This is a genomic window from [Rhizobium] kunmingense (assembly GCF_977018605.1).
In genome coordinates this window covers 22,794-45,682 of record NZ_CDRNXG010000004.1, presented here as the reverse complement: position 1 = coordinate 45,682, position 22,889 = coordinate 22,794, and the positions used below count along the sequence as shown (strand labels likewise).

The 22,889-nt window shown below is 59.2% G+C and carries 19 protein-coding genes and 2 pseudogenes; 8 read left to right on the top strand and 13 right to left on the bottom strand.

Annotated features, from left to right (window positions below):
* The first annotated feature begins 509 nt into the window (after positions 1 to 509).
* Positions 510 to 959, top strand: a complete 450-nt coding sequence (locus AC0JZ4_RS26275; protein WP_471889463.1) for a DUF411 domain-containing protein — start codon at positions 510 to 512, stop codon at positions 957 to 959.
* A 10-nt stretch (positions 960 to 969) separates the two neighbouring features.
* Here AC0JZ4_RS26275 and AC0JZ4_RS26270 read toward each other — a convergent pair whose 3' ends face one another.
* Complete coding sequence (locus tag AC0JZ4_RS26270) at positions 970 to 1,374, bottom strand: MerR family transcriptional regulator (protein WP_471889462.1); 405 nt, start codon at positions 1,372 to 1,374, stop codon at positions 970 to 972.
* Between the two features lie 53 nt (positions 1,375 to 1,427).
* On the opposite strand from AC0JZ4_RS26270, the gene AC0JZ4_RS26265 reads away from it, so the two are divergent.
* Positions 1,428 to 2,207 (top strand): MauE/DoxX family redox-associated membrane protein, encoded by a 780-nt coding sequence (locus AC0JZ4_RS26265; RefSeq protein WP_471889461.1) that lies wholly within the window; start codon positions 1,428 to 1,430, stop codon positions 2,205 to 2,207.
* A 78-nt stretch (positions 2,208 to 2,285) separates the two neighbouring features.
* Positions 2,286 to 2,774, top strand: a pseudogene (locus AC0JZ4_RS26260) (efflux RND transporter permease subunit); the annotation flags it as partial.
* A gap of 92 nt (positions 2,775 to 2,866) precedes the next feature.
* Here AC0JZ4_RS26260 and nadE read toward each other — a convergent pair.
* Positions 2,867 to 3,685 carry an ammonia-dependent NAD(+) synthetase gene (nadE, locus tag AC0JZ4_RS26255; RefSeq protein WP_471889460.1) on the bottom strand — a complete coding sequence of 273 codons (819 nt, stop codon included), beginning with the start codon at positions 3,683 to 3,685 and terminating at the stop codon, positions 2,867 to 2,869.
* A gap of 294 nt (positions 3,686 to 3,979) precedes the next feature.
* Here nadE and AC0JZ4_RS26250 point away from each other — a divergent pair, with 294 nt between their 5' ends.
* Positions 3,980 to 4,189, top strand: coding sequence for a heavy-metal-associated domain-containing protein (locus AC0JZ4_RS26250; RefSeq protein WP_471889459.1), 210 nt, complete (start codon positions 3,980 to 3,982; stop codon positions 4,187 to 4,189).
* A 166-nt stretch (positions 4,190 to 4,355) separates the two neighbouring features.
* Here AC0JZ4_RS26250 and AC0JZ4_RS26245 read toward each other — a convergent pair whose 3' ends face one another.
* Positions 4,356 to 6,494, bottom strand: a complete 2,139-nt coding sequence (locus AC0JZ4_RS26245) for a heavy metal translocating P-type ATPase (RefSeq protein WP_471889458.1) — start codon at positions 6,492 to 6,494, stop codon at positions 4,356 to 4,358.
* A gap of 66 nt (positions 6,495 to 6,560) precedes the next feature.
* Here AC0JZ4_RS26245 and AC0JZ4_RS26240 point away from each other — a divergent pair, with 66 nt between their 5' ends.
* Positions 6,561 to 6,968: a MerR family transcriptional regulator gene (locus tag AC0JZ4_RS26240; protein ID WP_174060259.1), complete on the top strand. Its 408-nt coding sequence runs from the start codon at positions 6,561 to 6,563 to the stop codon at positions 6,966 to 6,968.
* Positions 6,969 to 7,149: 181 nt separating this feature from the next.
* On the opposite strand, the gene AC0JZ4_RS26235 is transcribed toward AC0JZ4_RS26240, so the two are convergent.
* The 6 genes from AC0JZ4_RS26235 to AC0JZ4_RS26210 form a co-directional block, all read right to left on the bottom strand.
* A complete protein-coding gene (locus AC0JZ4_RS26235; RefSeq protein WP_471889457.1) occupies positions 7,150 to 7,755 on the bottom strand; it encodes a cation efflux transmembrane domain-containing protein in 606 nt (201 codons plus the stop codon).
* 101 nt (positions 7,756 to 7,856) lie between these two features.
* Entirely contained in the window at positions 7,857 to 8,330 is a 474-nt protein-coding gene (lspA, locus tag AC0JZ4_RS26230) for a signal peptidase II (protein ID WP_471889456.1), read from the bottom strand.
* A gap of 500 nt (positions 8,331 to 8,830) precedes the next feature.
* A complete protein-coding gene (locus tag AC0JZ4_RS26225) occupies positions 8,831 to 10,030 on the bottom strand; it encodes a cytochrome P450 (RefSeq protein ID WP_471889455.1) in 1,200 nt (399 codons plus the stop codon).
* A 353-nt stretch (positions 10,031 to 10,383) separates the two neighbouring features.
* Positions 10,384 to 11,439: a hypothetical protein gene (locus AC0JZ4_RS26220; protein ID WP_471889454.1), complete on the bottom strand. Its 1,056-nt coding sequence runs from the start codon at positions 11,437 to 11,439 to the stop codon at positions 10,384 to 10,386.
* Positions 11,440 to 11,568: 129 nt separating this feature from the next.
* Positions 11,569 to 12,303, bottom strand: coding sequence for an SMC-Scp complex subunit ScpB (scpB, locus tag AC0JZ4_RS26215; RefSeq protein WP_471889506.1), 735 nt, complete (start codon positions 12,301 to 12,303; stop codon positions 11,569 to 11,571).
* Positions 12,304 to 12,305: 2 nt separating this feature from the next.
* On the bottom strand, positions 12,306 to 13,259 hold the full coding sequence (locus tag AC0JZ4_RS26210) for a DUF1403 family protein (protein WP_471889453.1): 954 nt from the start codon (positions 13,257 to 13,259) through the stop codon (positions 12,306 to 12,308).
* 124 nt (positions 13,260 to 13,383) lie between these two features.
* On the opposite strand from AC0JZ4_RS26210, the gene AC0JZ4_RS26205 reads away from it, so the two are divergent.
* From AC0JZ4_RS26205 to AC0JZ4_RS26195, 3 genes and pseudogenes are all read left to right on the top strand, one after another.
* Positions 13,384 to 14,538: a site-specific integrase gene (locus AC0JZ4_RS26205; RefSeq protein WP_471889452.1), complete on the top strand. Its 1,155-nt coding sequence runs from the start codon at positions 13,384 to 13,386 to the stop codon at positions 14,536 to 14,538.
* A 214-nt stretch (positions 14,539 to 14,752) separates the two neighbouring features.
* Positions 14,753 to 15,040 (top strand): DUF7673 family protein, encoded by a 288-nt coding sequence (locus tag AC0JZ4_RS26200; protein WP_471889451.1) that lies wholly within the window; start codon positions 14,753 to 14,755, stop codon positions 15,038 to 15,040.
* A pseudogene (locus AC0JZ4_RS26195) lies at positions 15,040 to 16,185 on the top strand (site-specific integrase). Before AC0JZ4_RS26200 ends, AC0JZ4_RS26195 begins: the two are co-directional and overlap by 1 nt.
* A gap of 18 nt (positions 16,186 to 16,203) precedes the next feature.
* Here AC0JZ4_RS26195 and AC0JZ4_RS26190 read toward each other — a convergent pair.
* The 4 genes from AC0JZ4_RS26190 to repB form a co-directional block, all read right to left on the bottom strand.
* Positions 16,204 to 19,446, bottom strand: coding sequence for a DEAD/DEAH box helicase (locus AC0JZ4_RS26190; RefSeq protein ID WP_471889450.1), 3,243 nt, complete (start codon positions 19,444 to 19,446; stop codon positions 16,204 to 16,206).
* A complete protein-coding gene (locus AC0JZ4_RS26185) occupies positions 19,433 to 20,257 on the bottom strand; it encodes a hypothetical protein (RefSeq protein WP_471889449.1) in 825 nt (274 codons plus the stop codon). Before AC0JZ4_RS26185 ends, AC0JZ4_RS26190 begins: the two co-directional genes overlap by 14 nt.
* A 273-nt stretch (positions 20,258 to 20,530) precedes the next feature.
* Entirely contained in the window at positions 20,531 to 21,748 is a 1,218-nt protein-coding gene (gene repC, locus AC0JZ4_RS26180) for a plasmid replication protein RepC (RefSeq protein ID WP_471889448.1), read from the bottom strand.
* A gap of 172 nt (positions 21,749 to 21,920) precedes the next feature.
* Complete coding sequence (gene repB, locus AC0JZ4_RS26175) at positions 21,921 to 22,880, bottom strand: plasmid partitioning protein RepB (protein ID WP_471889447.1); 960 nt, start codon at positions 22,878 to 22,880, stop codon at positions 21,921 to 21,923.
* Positions 22,881 to 22,889 lie beyond the last annotated feature (9 nt).

Genomic DNA, 22,889 nt, shown 5'->3' with positions numbered 1-22,889 from the left:
CGCGCCTGCCGATCGCGGGACGCGGCCGCCGGCCTCAGGACGTCGGCTGCAGACATAGTGCCTTCCAGAGGTCCAGCATCCAGTCGTCCGACGAGTTGGACGAAGGCACGAGGTGAACCGAACCACCGACCTTCACGGCCGCGGGCGCTTCGCATCTGACACGGACGGCATGCATTCCGTGATCGACGAAGAGTAGGTCCCCGCCTGGAGACGTCTCTGTGAGGCCGATGCCGACTTCGAAATCGTACTGCGTATCGGTCGGCGTCGTCGACGAAGTTATCGCAAGACCAATTGTCCGGCTGTCGGGAAATCTGGCAATATGGAAGGGTTGACGTTCCTAGGCCTGCGCGCCCGAGACGACTATGGCGAGTGCGGCGACTTGAATACAGATGCGGCACATGGGCACCTCCCGGTACCATGATCGGAGCATAACACACTGCGCGGCCTTGCGACAGGGTTTCCGCTTCGAGCCAGCGGCTCATATTGCGGAGGCAGAGAGGAAAGAGATCATGAAACGTAGGCAATTCATCTGCATGGCAGCGTCGGCGGCGCTTCTCCCAGGTGCGGCGGCGGCGAGCATGCCGAAGCTGATCGTCCACAAGGACCCGTACTGCGGCTGCTGCGAGGCCTGGGCGTCGGCCTTCGGTGACGCGGGTTTTTCGGTCGACGTCAGGAACGAGACCGACATGGACGCGGTGAAGGCGAGGCTGAGGGTTCCCGCGTCCATGCAGGGCTGCCATACGGCGACGGTCGACGGCTACTATCTCGAAGGACACGTGCCTCTTGAGGCCGCGCTCAAGCTGCTGCAGGAGAAGCCTTCGCTCGCAGGTCTAGCCGTCGCAGGGATGCCGAAGGGATCGCTCGGGATGGGCGTGGATCCCCGCGCGTCCTACGACGTGATGGCCGTGCCGAAGGACGGCGGCGCGCCTTACGTCTACCTCGCTGTCAGGCCGAGATAGCGGCGTCCTGTCATATGCCGAAGGACGACAGGATCGGGCACGGTCCGGTCTTCCCCGAAGCGCATTCGCCCACAAGCCGCCTGAGCGCGGTCCTCGCCTGATCCAGCTCGACGATGCGGGCGTCTAGGGCGTCGAGCCGCGCCTTCGCGAGCTTCCGCGCCGTCTCCCGGTCGTCGCCGGCGTCAAGATGCAGAAGCTCCTTGATCTCCTCGAGCGTGAAGCCCGCGGTCTGGGCCTGACGAATGAACCTGAGACGGCGCAGGTCGTCCTCGCCGTAGTGCCGGACCCCGACGTGCTTCTTCGGCGTCGCGAGCAGGCCTCGCCGCTGATAGAACCGTATCGTCTCGACGCCGACGCTTCCGGCGTCTGCAAGTTTTCCGATGGTCATGTCCATGGGCTGTTGACTCCGTACCATGGTACGGAACGTATGGTCTTGCCAACGGTTTCACAATACGAAGGAGACGTGAAATGTTGGACAAGGTCCAGAACCCGAAGAAGGCCGTCATCTATCGCATGGTGATGCCGGGCCACACCTGCCCCTACGGGCTCAAGGCGAAGTATCTGCTCGAACACGAAGATTACGAGGTCGAAGACCACCACCTGACGACGCGCGAGGAGACGGACGCATTCAAGAAGGAGCACGACGTCGCGACCACGCCGCAGGTATTCATCGACAGCCGGCGCATCGGCGGACACGACGATCTGCGCAGGTTCCTGGGAAAGAAGGTGGTCGATCCGAAGGCGACGACGTACCGTCCGGTTATTGTCCTGTTCGCGATGACCGCGCTCACGGCGATGGCCGCGAGCTACGCCGTGAGCGGCAGTCCCTTCACGCTGAAGGCCGCGGAATGGTTCGTTGCCTTCTCGATGGTCGTGCTGGCGCTGCTCAAGCTCCAGAACGTCGAGACGTTCGCCACCATGTTCCTGAACTACGATCTGCTGGCGAAGCGCTGGGTGCCGTACGGCTACGTCTATCCATACGCGGAAGGGCTCGCGGGCGTTCTGATGGTGGCGGGCGCGCTGAACTGGATCTCCGTTCCGGTCGCGCTTTTCATCGGCATCATCGGAGCGGTTTCGGTGATCAAGGCGGTCTACGTCGACAGGCGCGAGCTTAAATGCGCATGTGTCGGCGGTTCTAGCAATGTTCCGCTCGGCTTCATCTCGCTGACCGAGAACCTGATGATGATCGCGATGGCGGTCTGGATGGCGGCGGACTCGCTCGGCTTCGGGGGTGGTCACCCCATGTGACCTTAAAGCCGTCGACGATCTTGATGCCCTCATCGACCAGATAGGTGGCAAGCGCTGAGCCGATTTCGGGCTCGGCCTCCGTTCGCACTGGTCGGCGGCATCTGGCTGAAATGGTGGATGGGCTTCAATGCCTCGGTCGCTGTCGCCTTCGGCTTCATCGCGCTTGCGGGCGTCGCAGCCGAGACCGGGGTGATCATGCTGATCTATCTCGATCACGCCCTTAAGGAGCAACGCGAAGCCTGCGAACGGGAAGGGCGTTCCTTCTCGAAGCTGGATCTCAATCGGGCGATCATGGTCGGTGCGGTCGAGCGCGTCCGGCCAAAGATGATGACCGTCGTCGCCATCATGGCAGGCCTCGTTCCGATCTTGTGGGGGACCGGCACGGGTTCGGAGATCATGCAACGCATCGCCGTGCCGATGATCGGCGGCATGGTATCATCGACGCTGCTGACGCTGATCGTCATTCCGGCGGTCTACGGGCTGGTCAAGGGGTGGCGACTGCCAGCGGCATCCGAATCGGATCATGCCGTCCCTGAAAACGAGAGAAAGCTCGAGGCAGCGGAATAGAGTCTGCACCGTCGACCCAGTGGCGGCCATGCCGATCGTACGCACCGAGTGTCGTCATGGCCGCCGCACGGGATCACCCATCGGCCCCGCCGCTATTCCGGCGCAACCGGCAGGGCGCGTTTGTGGGCGGTAGCCGCGTGTGTAGCAAGGATTCGCTGGCGCACCGGCTCAGTGACCGTCTTGCCTTCCAGGAAGTCGTCGATGTCCTCGTAGGTAACGCCGTACACGTCTTCATCCGGTCGGAGTGGGGCTTCGCTTTCCAGGTCGGCCGTAGGTGTCTTGTCGATGAGTTCCTGCGGCGCTCCGAGATGGCTGGCGATCGCTCGCACGCGCCGTTTGGTGAGACCTGAAAGCGGCAGGATGTCGGCCGCGCCGTCTCCGAACTTGGTGAAGAACCCCATCAGGGCCTCGGCAGCGTGATCGGTTCCGATCACCAGGCCGCGGACGGCTCCGGCCAGAGCATACTGGGCGATCATACGCTGGCGCGCCTTGATGTTGCCGAGATGAAAATCCACCCGCGCGGGCTCGAAGAGGTCGCCCGCATCGCGGCGGAGCTCGGCCAGCATGGCGTCTGCGGCGGGTTTTATATCGATCTTCACGGTGCGGTCGGGACGGATGACTTCGAGTGCCTTTTGGGCGTCGGCCTCATCGGCCTGCACGCCATAGGGAAGCCGCACGGCGAGAAATTGCACCTCGTGGCCATGCTCGCGCAGCCGCCGTATCGAAGCTTGGGCAAGCATCGCGGCGGTCAGCGAGTCGACCCCGCCACTGATTCCGAGGACATAAGAGCGCATTCCGGTCGCTCGCAGATAGTCTGCGAGAAACGTGATGCGGCGCTCAGTGTCCGCCTCGACATCAAAGATCGCCGCAACAGCAAGGTTCCGGATTATATCAGCCTGGGGGTCCAGCACGATCGACGCTCCATGGTTGGCTTGACGATGTAATTTTGAACGAAGTTCCGCGTTATACTACTGTCGAGCGTCGGTTGTTTCACATCCTGCAGGATTATGCGACGCTCTCGTTGATGCGTGGCTGGTGTCCATGCATACGATCGGCGGCCCGCTGGGGCCTTGCTGGCGAGTGTAGAATGACCTTGAGTTCCGTCCTTAGGTGCCAGCAGATCCCGCACATCCAAGGCTTGACCCTGTAGCTACCACAGGGTCCATGCTTCCCCGGTGCTGTTCCCAGCAGAAGAAAGGATTGAGATGGAAACCGTCGAAATGACCGTAGTCGGCATGGACTGCGAGAACTGCGCGGCGAAGGTTGAAAAGGGCTTGCGCGCGCTGCCTGGCGTGCAGGAAGCCAATGCCTCGCTCGATACCGGCAAGGTGACTGTTAGGATCGACCCGGAGATCATCGGCGCGGATATCCTGCAGGAGACCGTCGTGGAGCTCGGATATACAGTTCCAAACTGAGACCCGCCGATGCAATGAGGCCGGCCGCGCCGCTTGCGCGTCCGGCCTGACCGGAAATCTGCAATTGCGATTGCCGGCCGAAGCAGACCTCCGCGTCGACCATCGTCGTCACAGCGCGTGCGAAGTTGGAATATCAACCGCATCAAGCACCGACTTGAAACCCATTTTACTTGGTGTCACGGCGACCGTGTCGCAGAAGCCGCAACGCGTTTGCGGTTACGAGAACCGTCGCCCCGGTATCGGCAAGGATAGCCATCCACAAAGTCGTGACACCAAACAAGGTCGTCATGAGGAAGACGGCCTTGAGGCCAAGAGCGAGCCCGATATTTTGCCAGATGTTGCCAAGCGTCGCCTTTGAGAGGGCAATGAGATCCGCCACGCCCATAACCTTGTCGCGAAGCAGCGCAGCGTCGGCGGTTTCCAGCGCGACATCGGTGCCTCCGCCCATGGCCACCCCGACTGAAGCGGTGGCGAGCGCCGGAGCGTCATTGATACCGTCGCCGATCATGGCGATGGGCGCTTGCGTCTTGAGGCGCGAGATCTCGGCAAGCTTGGCGTCCGGAAGTAGCTCCGCCTTCACGTCCAGTCCGAGCGCCGATCCGATCGCTGTCGCCGTGCGCTGATTGTCGCCGGTCAGCATAACCGTTCTGACGCCGATATCCTTAAGATACCGGATGGCAGTTGCGGCGTCGTCACGCGGCTCATCCCGGAGCGCGATCAGGCCCTCAATCTGGCCATTCATCATCAGAACGACGACCGTCTTTCCTTCTTCTTCAAGGTACGTAATCCGCCGTGCAAGTTCGTCATCGATGACGGCCTGCTCGGCGGCAAATCGAGGAGATCCGACGGAGACGAAACCGTTCTTCAGCCGCGCAGTAACCGCCTTTCCAGGCGTCGCCTTGGCACCGCCGAAACTCGCCGGCACAGATAAGCCTTTTGCGGCCGCCTCTTCACCGATCGCAACGCCAAGCGGATGGCTGCTGTTGCGTTCGACGGCGGCCGCGCGGGCCAGCACATCGGACTCTGTCCCGACAATTGCCAACACATCCGTCACCTGCGGTCGGCCGCGGGTCAGCGTTCCTGTCTTGTCGAAGGCGACGGTCTTGACCTTTCCGAGCGTCTCTAGTGCCGCGCCGCCCTTGATCAGCAGGCCCTTGCGAGCGCCGGCCGCAAGTCCGGAGGCTATGGCCGCCGGCGTGGAGATGACCAATGCACAGGGGCACGCGATCAGGAGCGTGGAGAGGCCACGGTAGATCCACGTCGCCCACTCGCCGCCGAAGAAGATCGGCGGCACGACGATGACAAGCGCCGCCACGACCATAGCCGCCGGCGTGTACCAGGCGCTGAAGCGATCGATTAGCCGTGCCATCGGCGCCTTCGACGACTGCGCTTCCTCGACCATGTGAATGATGCGCGAAATCGTATTGTCGGCGGCGACATGACTGATCGCCACGCGAAGCTCGCCATTGGTGTTGATGCTGCCGGCATAGACCTTGTCGCCGACGTTCTTGGCGACCGGAACAGACTCCCCTGTCACCGGAGCCTCGTTGAGCTCGGAATAGCCCTGAGTGACTTTGCCATCGGAGGGAACACGGTCGCCTGGCCGCACGACGACTATGTCGTCGATCGCCAGTTCCTCTACCGCAACCTTCTCGACCACGCCATCGCGCTCGCGAAAGGCGGTCCTTGGGACAAGATCGATCAATGCCTTGATGCCAGCCCGCGCGCGGCCGGCCGCGATGGTTTCGAGAAGCTCGCCAACGGCAAAAAGCAGAATAACGACCGCCGACTCCTCGGCGGCCCCAATCAGCAACGCGCCAAGCGCGGCAACCGTCATCAACATTTCGATGCTAAACGGCGTTCCCGAGACAGCGCCGACGAAGGCACGTCTTGCGAATGGAACGATGGCGATCAGCGCCGCTATGGAGTAAGCGATCTGCCCCCAGTCGGGAGACATGTGCGCGAGGACCCAGGCACTCACAAACATCGCACCAGTGAAAATGACGAGACGCCCCTTCTTGCCCTTCCACCATGCCTGGTCGTGGTAGTCCGGGAGCTGCCTGGCCTCAGCTTGATTGTCACCGCCCGCTGAAACGGGGGTGAAGCCGAGCGCCTTGATTTTGTCCTCGACAGTCTGCGGCGAGGTCCTGTCCTTGTCCAGCATGATGACCATGCTTTCCTGACTGTAATTGACATTGATGTCGCTGACGCCTGGCAAGCGCTTCATCGCGTTTTCGATCTTCATTGCGCAGGCAGCGCAATCCATGCCCTCGATCTTCAACTTCAACGCGCTGGAAGCAGCCATGACATCACCTCGACAATTACGAATTCGCGCCTTACATGGGGCCTGTAGCAACTACAGGGTCAAGCCATGTCGCCAAACATTCTGACAATCGGGTATCTTGCCAAGAAAACCGGCACAAAGGTTGAAACGATCCGCTTCTATGAAAAGAACGGTTTGCTGCCCGAGCCGGGCCGCACCGAGGGGAACTACCGCGCCTATGATCATGCGCATCTGAACCGTCTGAGCTTCATCCGCCGCGCGCGCGATCTTGGTTTTTCACTCGATCAGGTGCGCGGTCTTCTAAGGCTGAGTGACGACCGTGACCAGTCATGCAAGGCGGTTGACGAAATTGCCAACGAGCATCGCGCCGAGGTCGAACGCAAGATCCGTGATCTGCAGGCGCTGAAAGCGGAACTCGACAATATTATCGACCAGTGTAGTTGTGGAACGGTCGCCGACTGCCGCATCATCGAGTCTCTTTCGCCCAAGCATTAGGCGGCAGCACCATTCGAAAGCCGCTTCAAGGTGAAGCGGCGATCGGAAAAGTGAATGGGCCGGCGCAGGCAAAAAGCGTTTCGACGACTTGAGGCCTTCGTTTCAGTCAGTCTGTAGCGGCAGGCGAATTGCCAACCGACCTCGTGAACTGCCTCGACCCATTTCCTCCATTGCAGGGCCGCTACGATGCGTCCTTCGCCTCTTCCAGGATTTCCCAGCCACCCCTCAGGACTATACCGGCAACTAACACTCCGATTATCAGATCCGGATAAGGGGAAGCGAAAAACATAACCGCTGCGCCCGAAACGACAATGCCGGCATTGGCGATCATGTCGTTCGTGGTAAAAATCCACGATGCTTTCAGGTGAACGCCCTGATCGCGATGCGATCGAAGAAGCCTCAGGCAAATGACATTGAGCGCGGCATTGATGAAGGCGGTGATAATCATGGCCAAGCCAATCGGCTCGGCGCCCACGAAAAACCGACGCCCTACCTCGACGAAAAGCGCCAGACCTAGGGCGATCAGCAGGATCCCGGACACGCGTGCAACACGCGCCTTCGCCACAACCGTCCGACCGACGGCGTAAAGGCTGATGGCATAAACGCCAGCGTCGCCCATATTATCCAGGGCTGTTCCTAGAAGACCGGTTGAGTCAGCGAAGAAGCCAACGACGCCGGCGACGATCACCTGCAAAAGATTGATGGCAAGGACCCAGATCAGTGTCGTTCGCTCGGAGGCATTTCTCGCGTCGAGCCGTATTTCGTCCTCGCTGTGTTTCTCGCTCATTCAAGTTTCCCCAATAATTCTGCACAGGTTTGGAAAGCCGTGCACTAATCCAGCGTCGCGTCCGGCTCAATACCGAAACTGTCTTCAATCAGCGCGTCTCGTTACCGGACGGCCCGGGTTTGCGTGCCGGCTGGAGAATAGATCGACCCTGCGATGAGCAGCGCTGCCCCCATGGTGATCGCGACATCTGCCATATTGAAAGCGGGCCAATGCCAAGTCCCGATGTGAAAATCGAGAAAGTCAGTGACGGCGCCATGCTGTACGCGATCAACTATGTTCCCGGCCGCCCCGCCGGCAATCAAGCCGAGCGCAGTTGTTTCCAACGTCCGATCCGCTCGTATTGCCCAGACGATCAGCGCGATGGTTATGACCGTCTTTATGGTGGCCAGCAACAACGGACGCTCGAAGAAGATATCACTGAACATTCCAAAACTGACGCCGGTGTTGAAACCCAGTGCCAGGTTGAAGAAGCTCACAAGCTCGATCGTTTGCGGCGGCACCATAACGACATTCACGATTAGCCACTTTGTCGTAATGTCGAACAGAAGCGCGATGACGAAAGTGACTGTAACCACGAGGGCTCGATGTCTAACGGATTTAGTCGGCAATATGATCTCCTCTTGTTGGCTGGGCCTTGTCGATAACTGATTTCGAGAGCGAGGCGCCCACACCGCGCGCCCATGTCGACCTCGCCGTCGCCGCCCTTGCTCCCACTTCTCCACCTGCGCCGAACAAAAACTGCACGGCAAACTGCACGTAGCGAGATGGGACCGCAGCGCATCTCTGGGATGGGCCTCCTCTTGCGTCCGACTTGGGTATGAGCGCAGGCCTACACCCTATAGCAGCTACAGGGTCAATCGCAATTTTGTCGAAGCTTAACTGAAAGCCTGTTGGTGGTTTGAAGCGTTTCCACTCAGCCTTGAAAAACTCCCCGTCCCGATCGAGGACATGGTCAATATCACCGGGGCAAGGGAAGTACGCCAAGCGCACAGGACATGAAAAGGCAGTGTCTACACGCGGGACGTCAACTGCGCCCTCGTTGAGCCCACTTCCTGGTGCTCAGGCGAATTGGACTTCAGGTCTCTCTGATATTGCTGATTACAAACCGGTCTTTGGGGAGCGCCGGCAGGCGCGACCAATTGATCTCCAGATTCTGATCCGGCACATCGTAGCTCATCCGTCGTGTCAAGAATTCTGTTGCGAGCTTCATAAGCTCGATGGCTATCCACTCGCCGGGGCAACGATGGCCGGCATGGTGATCCCCACCACCCTGTGGGACGAAATTGAAGCGGCTGGCGTCCCATTGGCGAAAGCGCTCCGGTTCGAACTGTTCCGGACGATCCCACGTTCGCCGGTCGTGATTGGTGCCGTAAAGATCAAGCAGAACCCGGCACCCCTCGGCAAACAAATACCCGTTCCGTTCGAACGATTGACGCGTCCGCGCGGCGACGGCTGGGAAGAAGGGGTAATGACGGCGAACTTCCTGGACAAAGAGGTCCTGATATCCTCCATTTTCCACCTGAAGTTTTTTTCGCACATCGGGATGCGAATCCAATGCATGCGCAACAAAAACGATATAGACCGAGACTGCCACTGTCGGCCTGACAACATTCATCAGCTCCACGGCAGCGATATCCGGTTCGAGCAGTTCGCCATTCAAGTCTTGGTACCAGGCGATGATATGGGCGGCTGACTGCTCAGGCGGTCGGATCAGGCCTGTGCGAATATCCTCGATCATCTTCGTCAGCCAAGCGTCAGCTCGTTTCCGAGCGTATCTTGACACGAGATGCCTGATCCCCACCGATCCCGCGTGATCAAACAGCGCCGCGACCTGCTGCGTTCTGGAGTCGAGGTCGGAATCGGCAAGTGGGACACCTGCCCAGGTGCAGACGGAGCGCATCAGAAGCGCCTGCAGCTCAGGATAAAGCACGATCCTTCCCTTGGTCCTCCATCTGGGCAGCTGAGCCTTCCATTCTTCCTCGGTCAGATGCACGAGTTTTTCGAGACGCTCGGGGGTCATCAGTGACATGAACATCCGCTTGCGGTGGTGGTGTCGTTCCTCGTCGAGGCCTTGCACCCCGCCAACGCCAAGCAACGTTTTCTGGATCGCCTTTGGCATGGCACCTTGGCGTACGAAGTGCCGCCCGTCGTAAAAGAGGGCGGCCGCTTCGGGACCGCTCATGCAGATGGTTTTCTGCAGCAGCAATCTGGTTTCAAACAGGTCCGAACCGTGGTGCCGACATCGGCCCGAAATGTATCGATAGGGATCGCTCATCAGAGCAAAACTCGAGTCCAGGACCCTCTCACGCGGAATGTGCGGCATAGTGGTGGCTCTCCAACTTCGCTGCCACGACGACTTGTGACGGTTGAAGGCCAGCGCTACCGGCAACCGTGCTGGTTTGAGCAGGCCATTTCACAGGGTCTCCCTGCGCAAAAACGGGGAACCAAGGGCGGACTTGCCGTAAGGGGCCAGAACTCGATCCTGCCCCGGGCTGTCCGCGCGGGTATCCCTACCCAGTTCAACGCCAACGTCTCGGTGTCGCTATCGATCCGCTCGAAGCGGATCGATAGCGGCAACCTTCGGCAGAAGGCAACCATGAAGCTGCCATCTGTCTCATTCGCGACCCATCAATCCGCTCCGCCGATTTCCGAACGGTTGGGCGCCGGTTTCCAAGGCTCGCCCTTGTAAGGATCCGCCAGCGCCGCGTCTGGACGGCTGATCGGGTACTTGATGGTAGAAATTTTCTGAGCAAGCTTGTCTGCGCCGTTTTGCTTGAGCAGCTCGCGGAAGCTGGAATGCATACCACCGTCGGTATAGGCAGTCACCGTTGCGGGAGCGTCCTTCTCCAGCAGCGCGGTCAGTTTCTGATCCTCTTGTTGAACTTTGGCGGAAAGAGTTGGATCCACAGCCTGTTTAAGAGGACAGGCAGCAAGAGGGTTGGTGGGGTCCCTGTCGAAATCGGCGTTGAAAACATATCGGCGATTGCACGCCGCGACCTTTGGCTGCCGCTTGGAAAATTCGAAGGCGTCGTAACCTTCCTTCAGGTTTTTCCAAAACGCGAAGTTCGGATCGCTGCGATTGGCCGCCATGTTCTCCAAGGTCATGCGAAAAGGATATGCCTGCACCTGAAACTTGTCCTGGCCACCGGCAAGTGCGCTGTGCACGAGGGCGTAGATTTCGCCGACACCTTGGTCGGTCATGGCGTAGCATCCCGACGAAGAACAAGCGCCGTGGACCATCAACGCTTCGCCCGTGTAATTCAGTGCCGCCTCGAGGCGGTTTGGATAACCAAGATTGAACGACAGATAAAATTGCGACTTGGGATTCAGCATGCCTGTGGAGACATGATAAAATCCTTCGGGCGCCTGCCGATCACCGGTCCTGGTTTTCGGGCCGAGTTTTCCTGACCATCGGCACATCGGATACACCTTCAAAAGGGCGTAGCGACCGGTCCGATCCTGCTTCCAAATCTCGAGCTCGCTTTCTTGCTTGAAGATTCGTAACAGCACTGGGCTCTCCGGCGTCATCCCTTTCTTCGCCATCTCTGCGACCAGTTTGACCGGGATTTTGGGCGACGGATCGCCGAGATCGTCAAGGCTCATGGTGGTACAGCCCGTAACTCCAGCGACAAGCAGCACAAACAAGACGAGCGGCCCCAGCCGGTGGAATATTGCCTGGATCATTTAGCCTGGGCCCTGATTCGTATGACGAAAACAGTGCTACGGCCTGTAGCCACTGCAGGGTCAAGACCCGTCGATCCAGATTTTCCGCTACGTCCCATTTCACTAGTCGGCGCAGTGCGAGTAGAATGATCAGCGTTCCGAACCCGGGTAATCCCTGCTGTCGTCGTTGAAGGTGGCTTGTTCATCCTGTTCGTCCGAAGCGATCGGGATGTCGCCATCGAACATCCTATCTCTGCTCAGCAGGCCAGCATCCTCGAGCGCCTCGATGTTCGGCAGGTCGCGTAGCGTGTCCATCCCGAAGGCGATAAGAAAGTGCGACGTCGTCACATATGTGTATGGCGCGCCGGGCGTCGGGCTGCGTGGCCCGGAGCCGATGAACCTCGCACTCCGCAAATTACCGATGACGTCCCGGCTGACTTCCCGGCCAAAAATCTTGGACAGTTCGCCGCGGGTGATCGGCTGGAAATATCCCACCGCCATCAGCACCGTCGCCTCGAACTCGGAAAGGGCTGCCGCCCCTCCCCTCGTCGGCGCACAAGACGCGCGGATCGTCTCGGCGAACCGCGAGCGTGTCCGATGCTGCCAGCCGCCGGCGACCGACACCAGTTCGTAGGGTCGGTCTCGTAATTCCTCGACAAGATCGTCGATCAGCAGGTCAATGCTGCAGTCTTTTCCAACCACCCGTGCCAGCGTCTCACGGCTCGTCGGTTCGGCTGAGGCAAAGATCACCGCCTCAACCCGGAGCATCCATTCCCGCCAGCGCAGCTCTGCAGGTAGGTCTTCGAGCTCGCGATCGTAAAGGACTTCTTGCTGTCGCTCATTGGCCTGTCGCCGACTGGTTGTGGTCGCGCTCGCTCTCGCCATCGTCACAACCCGAATATTCGAAAGGACGAGCGGCCGGAAAGCTCACGCACCGCCTCGAAACTTTCGAGACGCTCGAACAACCGGTTGGCGGCCCACCGCGATAAATCGCTTCCTGGCGCCGACGCAGACATCGCGTCTTCGGTGAGCAATCGACGGATCACCGGCTCGGCACCCTTGGTCCGTACTTTTGGCGCTACTTCCATCAGCCGCGCGGCGCGACGGTCAATTTCACCACCAGATCGCAGCGCGGCTTCGATGCCGTTGACCAGGGCCAGGCAGATCGCTTTCGGATAAGCCGGTTCCCCGGGCCGCACGCGACCGCGGCCACCGATGGTGCGGAAGGCTGGGCCAAAGCGCTCGGGCAACAGTAGGGGCACCGGTTTCGGCCAGTTCAGCTTTTGCGCCACGACGACGTCGGCCAGACCGAGTGCCAGCACCTCGGCGTCCGGGCGAACGGCAGAGATCGCCGTTATCAGGTCCGCCACCGCGAAGGGTGCTGCTCGCCCGGACTGATTTGCAGAATCGATCATGTTCGCGACCGAGGCAAGGCTGTCGTCCCACGTCATCCCCAGCGGTTCCGCGAGTTCCCTAATGAAGGCCGTGGAGATTGTCCCGGTTCGGCGCACCAGCATTCGTGTGGCCAGAAACAGCTTTCCGGCCGGGCCGGAATCGTCACCGGGTGCCGTCAGCAAAACCGCGTCACGGATTGCTGTTTCTTCCTCGCTGCGACCAAGTATCCGGGCAGCGACGGCGGCGGATTTTAGGGCAAGGCGATCGCGCCAGCAGCCGAGCCACGGCGCATCAGCGCGGATCAGATCGTCGAGCGATTTCAACGCGGTACCGGCAGCGAAGGCGGCGTCGGATTCGCTGATGTCGTGAGTTCGAGGCCGCGCCCAGCCTGGCAGGCCGGGCGACCAGATTTGAGCTGGGTCTTTGGCAGGCAGAAGCGAATCCATACGACGGAGCATAAATCAGATGCGCGGTTTAAGCTAGCGATAACGGTATAAACCGCACGACCCGTGGGCGATGAATAATGAGCGATAAACTTCCATTATCGTTCGTTTCTGTTATTATAGGGAAATGAGCCAAATCATCGAGCAAAACAGCGAAATTCACCCTCCCGAGAGCGCTACTCCGTCTGGCAGCGTGGCACCCGACGCCGGTCTTTCGGCGCCTCAGGTGTCGGCCGACATTTCCGCGCGCAATGCAGCAACCCCCTCCGCTCTTCCGGAAACGTCCCTCGCGCTGCCTGCTCATCTGGAGCGGCTGGCCGATCAGGCGCGCGGTTATGTGGAGGCCGCCAGCTCCGCCAACACCCGCAAAGCCTATGCCTCCGACTGGAAGCATTTTTCCGGATGGTGCCGCCGGCAAGGGCTGGAGATCCTGCCGCCTAACCCGCACACCGTCGGCCTCTATATTACTGCCTGCGCTTCCGGGGCGGCGATCGCCGGCCGCAAGCCGAATTCGGTCACGACGATCGAGCGACGGCTATCTGCCATAACCTGGAACTATGCCCAGCGCGGTACGCCGCTCGACCGCAAGGACCGCCATATCGCCACGGTACTTGCGGGCATCCGCAACACCCATGCCGCCCCTCCTCGCCAGAAGGAAGCGGTACTTCCCGAACACCTGATCGCCATGCTCGAAACGCTGCCCCGCGGCACGCTGCGGGGCCTGCGCGACCGAGCGATGCTACTGATCGGCTTTGCCGGCGGGCTGCGGCGCTCCGAAATCGTCGGGCTCGACGTCGGTCGTGACCAGACGAAGGACAGCCGCGGCTGGGTCGAGATCCTAGACAAGGGCATGGTCGTCACGGTCCGGGGCAAACGCGGTTGGCGCGAAGTCGAAGTCGGCCGTGGATCCTCGGACGCCACCTGCCCTGTCGTTGCGCTGCAGACCTGGCTGAACCTCGCACGGATCGCGCACGGTCCCCTCTTCCGGCGAGTCACCGGTCAGGGCAAGGATGTCGGCCCTGATCGACTGCTCGACCAAGAGGTCGCGCGCTTGGTCAAGAAGGCGGCATTGGCTGCCGGCGTGCGCCCTGACCTCACCGAGACCGAGCGCGCGGAAAAATTCTCCGGCCACTCGCTGCGTGCCGGCTTGGCCTCTTCCGCCGAGGTCGACGAACGCTACGTGCAGAAGCAACTCGGTCACGCTTCTGCCGAGATGACTCGAAAATATCAGCGCCGGCGAGATCGGTTCCGTGTCAATCTCACCAAGGCAAGTGGGCTTTGACCCCCCTCCCCTGCTCACAGTGAAGCGGTAAGGTCAAAATTGAGCGTCGGGTTTTCAGCTTAGCGCTTCAATTGAAATCGGGAAGTAAAAGCCACAGTATAACTGCCGGCTGGATTGTCTACCATCGATAACCAACGTTTATCGATGGTAGATTGACAGCGCCCGCGAATCCACCGAATCTGGGCCATTCCACGCTCCGCAAAGGCCTTTTTCCATGGAAGATCGCGTCCGCTTCGCGCTCGAAACGCTGCTCAACGTCGCGCACCGCGATACCGGCCAGAGCCGCCGCGTCGCCAATTTCCTGCTCGCATGGTGGAATGCTGATGTGCATGGCGGTTTCGACCTCACCGACCTTGCCGATCTCGATCCCGAAATCTGCGAGGACATGATCACCGTCTTCACCTATATCGCTCGCAAGGACACGCTCTCTTATCCGGATGCCTACAAGCCGGAGATTGTCGAAATCATCCGCCGCTGGCGGCCGCATGTCGAGATCGACTGATGGCGGCGCCGCGGAAGTCCGCCAGCCTAAGCAGCGTCGAACATCGCGCCGTCGAGCTCGACACGATCGCGTCCGTTCTGCCGATCGACCGTCGGGACGAACTGGCTGAGCTGCTCACCGACAGCGATGTCGAAACGCTGCGCCATCTCGTCAACGAAGGCATGGGCACCAACACGCTGCTGGCGATCACGTCTGATCTCGGCTATCTCGAGGCCTGGGCGCTGGCCGCGACGAAACACTCGCTGCCCTGGCCGGCGCCAGAGGCGCTGCTGCTGAAATTCGTCGCCCAGCACCTGTGGGATCCACAGAAGCGCGCGACAGATCCCGATCACGGCATGCCGGCCGACGTCGCCGACAATCTGCGTACCCAAGGCTTCCTGAAATCGAGCGGTCCGCATGCGCCGGCGACGGTTCGCCGGCGGCTAGCGAACTGGTCGACGCTGACCAAATGGCGCGGCCTCGATGGAAATTTTGCCTCCCCTCCCCTCAAATCCGCCATTCGGCTCGGCCGCACCTAGGAAGCGAAACCGCAAAAGCGCCAAGGCTGTTACTGGCGACGTCCTGGCCAAACTGCTGGCGACGTGTTCGACCGACAGCCTGCGCGACGTCCGGGATCGGGCGATCTTAATGGTGGCTTTCGCCTCCGGCGGCCGCCGGCGCAGCGAAATCGCCGGGTTGCGCGTGGAGCAATTGACCGAGGAGGCGCCGATCGAGGTGGCTGACGGCCCTCCCTCCCCTCGCTCGCCATCCACCTCGGCCGGACGAAAACAACGAGTGGTGAAAAAGACGATGTCGTTTATCTCACCGGTCGACCGATCGAAGCGCTGAATGCCTGGCTCTCGGCGGCGAAGATCGACAAGGGAAGCGTGTTTCGGGGGATCGGGCGCTGGGGAACGGTGTCAAAACGGGCGCTCGATCCGCAGTCGATCAATGCGATCATCAAGCAGCGGGTGGAGATGGCGGGGTTGGACAGTGGCGAGTTTTCGGCGCACGGCCTAAGGTCGGGATATCTGACCGAGGCCGCCAACCGCGGCATTCCTCTTCCCGAGGCCATGGAGCAATCGCGTCACCGCTCGGTTCAGCAGGCATCCAGCTATTACAACAGTGCGAGCCGACGAACAGGGCGCGCCGCCCGCATGTTGTAAGCACTTCAGACAGGGCAGTCAGAGCTCATCATCTAAGTCAATCTCAGGGAACGAGTAGGTCTCATCATAGAATTGGTGAAGCTGGACTCGTCCTAATATCTCCCGATGTGCGTTCGCAAACTGTAGCTTCTCGACGGTGTCAAATCCTCGACGAATGGTGCCAGAAAGACTTTGCAGAAGTTCGACCTCTAGCGTTGCCTGGGAGTCGGGGGCACCCATCTCCTCAGCCATCCTACCAACGACGCCGAGCGCAAACGAGAGGCCTCGTGGGATGAACGAAGAAGTCAGTTCCCTCGCCCGCATACAAATTCGCGCGTTCTTCTGCTCCCCATTCGGGTCCCCGCCTAAGGCAAGTTCAATTATGTTGAGAGGCTTACCCTCGATCCAAGCTAGAGTTCCCGAGCAAAGGCGGTCCAGAACACTTGTATCAATCGGGTGGTCTGACGCCTTGCCAGCTGCTGCCAGAGCGGCACGTTCGACGTCCCGCAGCAAATACTCCCGCGCACGAGCATCGCTCTTTAACCACAGAAATGCCCACTCTACCCATGCCCTGACGGTGGTCGGCAACTCCCCTATGGACTTTGCGATCCGCGCCCGCAATGTTTCCAACAGGTCAACCGGAAGCCCACTTTGTGTTGCAAGTAGGATCACAACAGCTTCGGGATCAGCGTCAACCGCTTCTTTCACAACGGTCCAGAGCTGCTCCACCTTCGTGGCGTAATCCTTCTGTTCGTCACGCTTCCGGGCGAGGAACGCACCAAAAGATCGGGACATTAGACTGTGTGCTGATCCCGTGCCTGTATCCGTGATGTTGAGCGAAACAAGCCGGTTAATGGTGTAGCTTACCTGGCGGTCATCGAGGGACCCGGCCATCACTCTGTCGAGCACAACTTCCAGCGGGTCGGTGATTGTGACACAACGATCATCTTCCGGGAGAACCGACTTTAACTTCTCCTTGAGCTTGGCGTTCAATGCTGCTCCGGGTTTGAATTTTATAACAGGCTCAGGGATTAGGATGACTACACCATTCGCCAAATGCCCTGCCCTACCGGCTCGCGCGGCGGCATTTAACAGCTCGTGGGCTTCAAGCAGCTCTCTTGAACCCTTCTTTTTACCAGACCGTTTGTCTCCGGCCAAAATTGCGAGATGAGCAGGTAGATTCAGACCTTGGGCAAGAGTTGGAGTCGCGACGATCACATGCGCGCCGTCAGGGCGCCGGAAGAGCCTCTCGGAAAGACTGCGCTCGATGCGAAGCATTGCTGAATTATGAGGAACCGCTCCGAAGTTTCCGTTTGGGAAGATCGCATGTTTAGCGTCCCCGAGCTCCAGCACAAGAGCGTCCCAAAGTGATCTTTCGGTTTCGTTCAGGACTACGGTTTCGCCTAGCCGTTCAGCGACGCTCCCAGCAGTTCCGACAGCATCAGCCTTGGTATTCACGAAGATAATCGTCTTGAGGCCAGTGCCGTATGCCTTTATCGCGATCGAGGCGGCAACCTCATTCGCGTTTGGGGTCGCCCAAATTCTACCATCTTCAAACCCACCGGCCAGTTGGAAGGCACCGTCCGAAATGGTGGTGAAAGCATGCGACTTTGTTGACTTGTGCCAGTTATGTTGGAGACCCCAAACCACATAAGGCTGGGCCACCAACTCGCGTTTCGAGGCTGCACGAAGCGTGGCCGAAACCTTGCCTTTCTTGTCATCCAGCTCAGCTTGCTTGCCCTCCGCACGTTGGGTGGCCTGGTCGATTTCATTCTTCTCAAAAGCGATGACGCCACGCGCCTGCCGGCTCGGCTTCCAGAGAAGATCGACGGGGACGCAAGTCCGTTCGGTCAGATCCTCAATCCATTCTGCGAACTGCGGGCCGTTCTCGAGCATCGCAGAGAGAAAGAGTATGTCCGCCTTAGGTGCAGCCGCGTGGAACGCCAGAAGGCACAGCATTCCATCGAGTGCTCGGCCGATCTTGCCCGACTCCGGACTCAGTAGGTGACACTCATCAAAAACCAGCAACCCGACCTTCTGGAACGAGGCGGGGGAATAGGACAACATCGCAAGGCATCGCTCGGGTGTCATGACCTCGATGTCCTGCAACTGCGCCTCTTCGAGCAGCAGCGAATCGAAGTCGCTCGAAACTTCCAACCCGAACCTGTCTTTCGGGAAAAGCTTCTGCAGATCTTCGGTAAGCTGCTCCACGAGCGCATGCGTTGGCGCAAGAAACACCACTTTTTTGCCGCTTGAGAGGCATGCCGCAATTTTAAGAACGCTTACTGTCGTCTTTCCAGCGCCAGTCGGCAACACCAAGACCGCAGAATTGCCAGTCTGATGAAACCCTTTACCTATAGCCTCTCTGTGATTTCGCCACAGGTATGGTGCTTCTTCCGCACGGAACCGTAACCAATCTCCCCAAAACTCGGCTTTCGCTCCATCTGGGGGCGGCAGCCTGGAAAGCGCTGCCTCTTCGATTCCTTCAGACGCCGAAAGGAGCAGCGAAGCCAGATGCGCTGGCCCTGCATAATTTGTTTGCAGAGGCCCTCCAAGCATCTCGGCGCTACTATCGTCAGTGTGCGACGCAAGCTTGATGACAGTCGCAAACGCGTGTCTGGCGGAATCAAAACGAGAAGGTGTTGCCGCCGGGACATCGACGGACATCATGTTTGCAGCCAACCGTTCCACACCCTCGATCAAAGCCGATAGGAGGTAGCGAAACGCACGCGTCTGGATGGTGCCTAGAATTGGTTCATCGCGGCGCCAGCGCTCGGCTCGCGCTAGAATCGCTACCAGCCTTCCTTGTGCTAGATCGCGTAGATGGTCTGCGAGTATTCTGTTCTCGTAAGGACCCCGCGCGCGGGGAATGGAACTACCCGCCTCAAATGCGTCCGCGTATTGTTCGGCCCCCAGGAAAAGAACAGCAGCAGCAACGGTAGGGTCGAGCCCATCTCGGCTAAGGGGGATTTGCCGCTCGATCTCCTCTGCCGGCGATGCTCGCCGCGCGAGGATTTGCTGAGCTGTCCCGGCAACGAACGCTGCGGCACGCCTCAGATCAACATCGCTTTCGATTGAAGCAACTATCTCGTACGCATCCGCTATCCGGCCGAGCGTCCAGTTTCCTTCGACGGCTGGCTCGTCGTCTCCGCCCCGGAGCCTAGTCGATACTAGTTCCGCATAGTGCCTAGTTAGCATCTCCGGGAGTTTATCGGCCTCGAGCTCCGGAAGGCTAGGGGCTGACCGAAGCAGTTCCGCGGTCCGCACATCAAACATCGGCATCCTCGTATTCATTGAGGGCGACGATGACCTCATCGGCCAAGCTCTGAAACCATTCGCGGAGTTCTTCCACGATCAAGGTTGCTCCAATACGTTGCTCTTTCTTGATGTCTTCGAGATCGGTGTACCCTTTAAAAAGCTTCTTCCGCCGCTGTGGGGTCGAGATGTCCGAACCTACCGTGAGCGATGCCCTATAGGTTCGAAACGACCGGTCAAGCACCCTTGCTGCCGCCTTCGTCGCCTCTGAACCGTTCAGCCCACTCTCTCTTATAAGAGAAACCGCATTGGCTACCAAGTCCCGGACCCGCTTGCTCGTATGATGCTCCCCGAATGTCACCATCACCTCGTTATGGAACTTCTTCCTCGGGTTATCCGTGCATTTGTCCTCGAATATGGTTGCCCCGATCATTTCGTCCTTCTCGGAGTCCATCTCAATCGCCAGACCATCCAAACCCTGCGTCGTCGCTGCGATATGCGGATCTTTCATGAAAGTGCGCGGTGAGCTCGACTGGCGCGCGACAACCCATGAGATGCACTCAAATAGAAAGCCATCTCGATGGTAGCGCGATGTATCTTTCTGTGCCTCGGTCGTCCCTCTGATAAACATTTGCCCCCGGGCTCCTCGAAAAAGCTCCGCAGCTGTCAGGGCAGGGGCGAGAGGCTCAAGCTCCTCGATTATTCGAACCGCGTGCTGTGCTTGACCGAGTGCGATCACCGCTATCAGTTGCGCAAGCGACTTGGTGTCGTTCACATTCCACAATTGCCCGGTAACGTCGTCGTCAACCTCAACCGTCGATGATGTTACAGCGCCCATCCCTCACCCCTGACCTGACCGCAGCGTTGCCGCAAGATATTGGGAACATTTCATTTCTTCAACGAGCTATGGTCGATTGCGCTAGAAAATCCTCCGGTACTCGCGGTTCCAGGGCAATTCAACAAGCCCTACGTCATGTGCACCGTCGCCTTCCTCTCACATGCGACTGTCTAGGTTGGCAAAATGCCCGTAACGCTCCATCAAAGTTGCCAGCCGGAAACTTTCAATATTATCGAATGATTTCCGTTACTTATATAATTCGAACCCCACTTTTCACGCCATGGCCTTCCCATGAGCGGAGTTTGCCCTCAACTGAGCAAACAGCATCGGCCCAAGCGAAAACTCCCCGCGCCGCGCCTTCGCGGTCAGATCCCGCAGATAGCCCCCGGCCGAATTGATATGGCCAGCCCGCTCGTAGATGCAGCCTATCGCTATCGCGGCGCCGGCTTGCCCCATCACTTCACAGCATTCTTCGTAAGCGGACGGACTGACACCAAGCATGGATTTAACCGTAACCGCCGCCGACATCAGTTCCCGCCAACTTCCAATGGACCCGCCAGGCCCAAAGCTGGAAATTTCAGGGCAGGCGCGTAGCACCAGCGATAACGGGAACACCTCCGGTTCGACTTTCCGTTTCGGCCGGTTGGCTGGCTCTGACTTTTCGCCCCGCTTCTTGTCCAAGCGAGGTTCAAGTTCATTGAAGGATTCGGTATTTGAATTCTGTTTGTGGCATCCAAATGCGATGTCATTGCCATCGCATTTTTTGGTTTCTTCCTGCGTTTCCAGCATCCTGGAGACTTCTTCATGTAACAGAGCCATTTCGTCGAGACTTGCAGTCAAATCCTTCAGCGTCGGGCGACGAACGAAGCGTCCAATGATCTCGACAAAACAGGCCTCTGCGGCCGCCCAATCACCAGGGAGATTTTCTTCCATCCCTACAGTGATGAGCTTGCGAACGTCTCGGCGAACGATTGTGAGACGGTCCTTCGTGATGCGGAAACGGCGCTGCTCTGCGGCAACTTCCTGAGCGAGGGATGCGAACTCGCTCGCTCGCGCGATCAGAGGCGCCAGACTGAAACCGTAAGCGTCCTCAATACTGCCTTCGTTTCCCTTGCGGGCGTAACGTTTGCCGTTTGGGCTATCCTTTCTGATGATGATCCCGGCGTCTACGAGCGCTCCCAAACACTTACGAAGCGTCGTTCCCGCGATGCCGTTGGAACGGGCAGACAACTGGGCATTCGACGGAAACACGACAAGATTCTTATCGTGGCAAAGCTCGGCTCCCGGATGGAAGGAAAGGAGGGCGTTCAATACCGCAAGCGCACGGTCCTGAAGGCCAAGGCGCGAGCGGGCGTCACCGACGTCGCGAAACACTCTCCACTTGTCGATTGACCTCGCCAACTCGGCCTGTTCCGTCTCTACCTGCCTCTTTACCAAGGCAAGGGTCATCGGCCGCCGCCCAAAGGGCGTCGTTATGTATCCCGTTTCCATGTTCTCACCTTTCACAAGGCAAAGAAAAGGCTACGCCAGTGTGGCGCTGACTCTTGACTGTGATTCCGGGAAGTGCGATTCTCTAAGCGACCAAACTGAGAGAGGCCTTCTGGAACACCGTTTCGGAGGGCTTTTTCTTTGCTCTAACGATCCTTTCCTCGTTGGGTCTGACCTACTGCTTCGTTTTCTTGAACGAGGCGTAGATTTCAGGGAGCATCGACATCAGGTAGTCCCCGAATTCTGGGGCAGCCTTTTTGTCGATCATCAATGTCAGTGTGCGCTTGTCTTGGCGGAAGCTCGCGGCCTTTACGCCGTCATCAGCCTGCCAAGTCGTCGCAGCGGATTTCTCTTTCTTGACCTTTTTGGGCGCGGCAAGCTCAAAGACCCGCGCGAAGCGTTCGTCAGAGGGGAGGGCTTTCACTTCCTCATCGGACAGCTGCGCTCGAGCTCTGTCCGCGGCGTCATCCTTACCCAGCCGTGTGGCAAGTTCGCCCCATCTGTCGCGGCCGGTTTTCGGGGCAGCGCCAATGCCACGGATGATATCTGCCGGCAACTGCGTGGCCGCCTGGATCAAGCGAGACAGGTTACTTTTGTCGACGGCAAGGGCAGCCATGATCACTGGCCGTTGAAACCCTTTTGCTTCGAGCTCAGCTGCGTAAAGCGCACGTTCGATGAACGATAGGTCCTGTCGAGCACTGTTCTCTTGGCCTTGAGCCAAAACAAGCTCATCGTCCGTCATCGTCCTGACGGCCGCTTTCACTTTGAGCCCTGCAGCCTTGACCGCACGAAGTCGCCGACGTCCGTAAGCGATTTGAAAGCGTCCGTCGCTGGTCGGGTGAGGGCGGACGAGAATTGGGACCTGCTGGCCGTTCTCCCGAATGTTCCGGGCAAACTCCTCGAACTGCTCCCCATCTTCGTCAAGCCGGTCGATTACAGACGGAGCGTCAATGAGATCCGGATCAAGATCGGTAAGCGACTGAGACTTCAAAAGCTCAATCGAACGAGAAACGGCGCCGATTGCTCCACGTGGAGCATATTGAGGCGCGAGGAGATCCTGACCCGTAGCCTCACCCTCGCCAGTGCGCTGTGCCTTGGGCACCGCAAGATCGGAAAGAAGGTGTTTCCTAGCCATTTTCTCTCC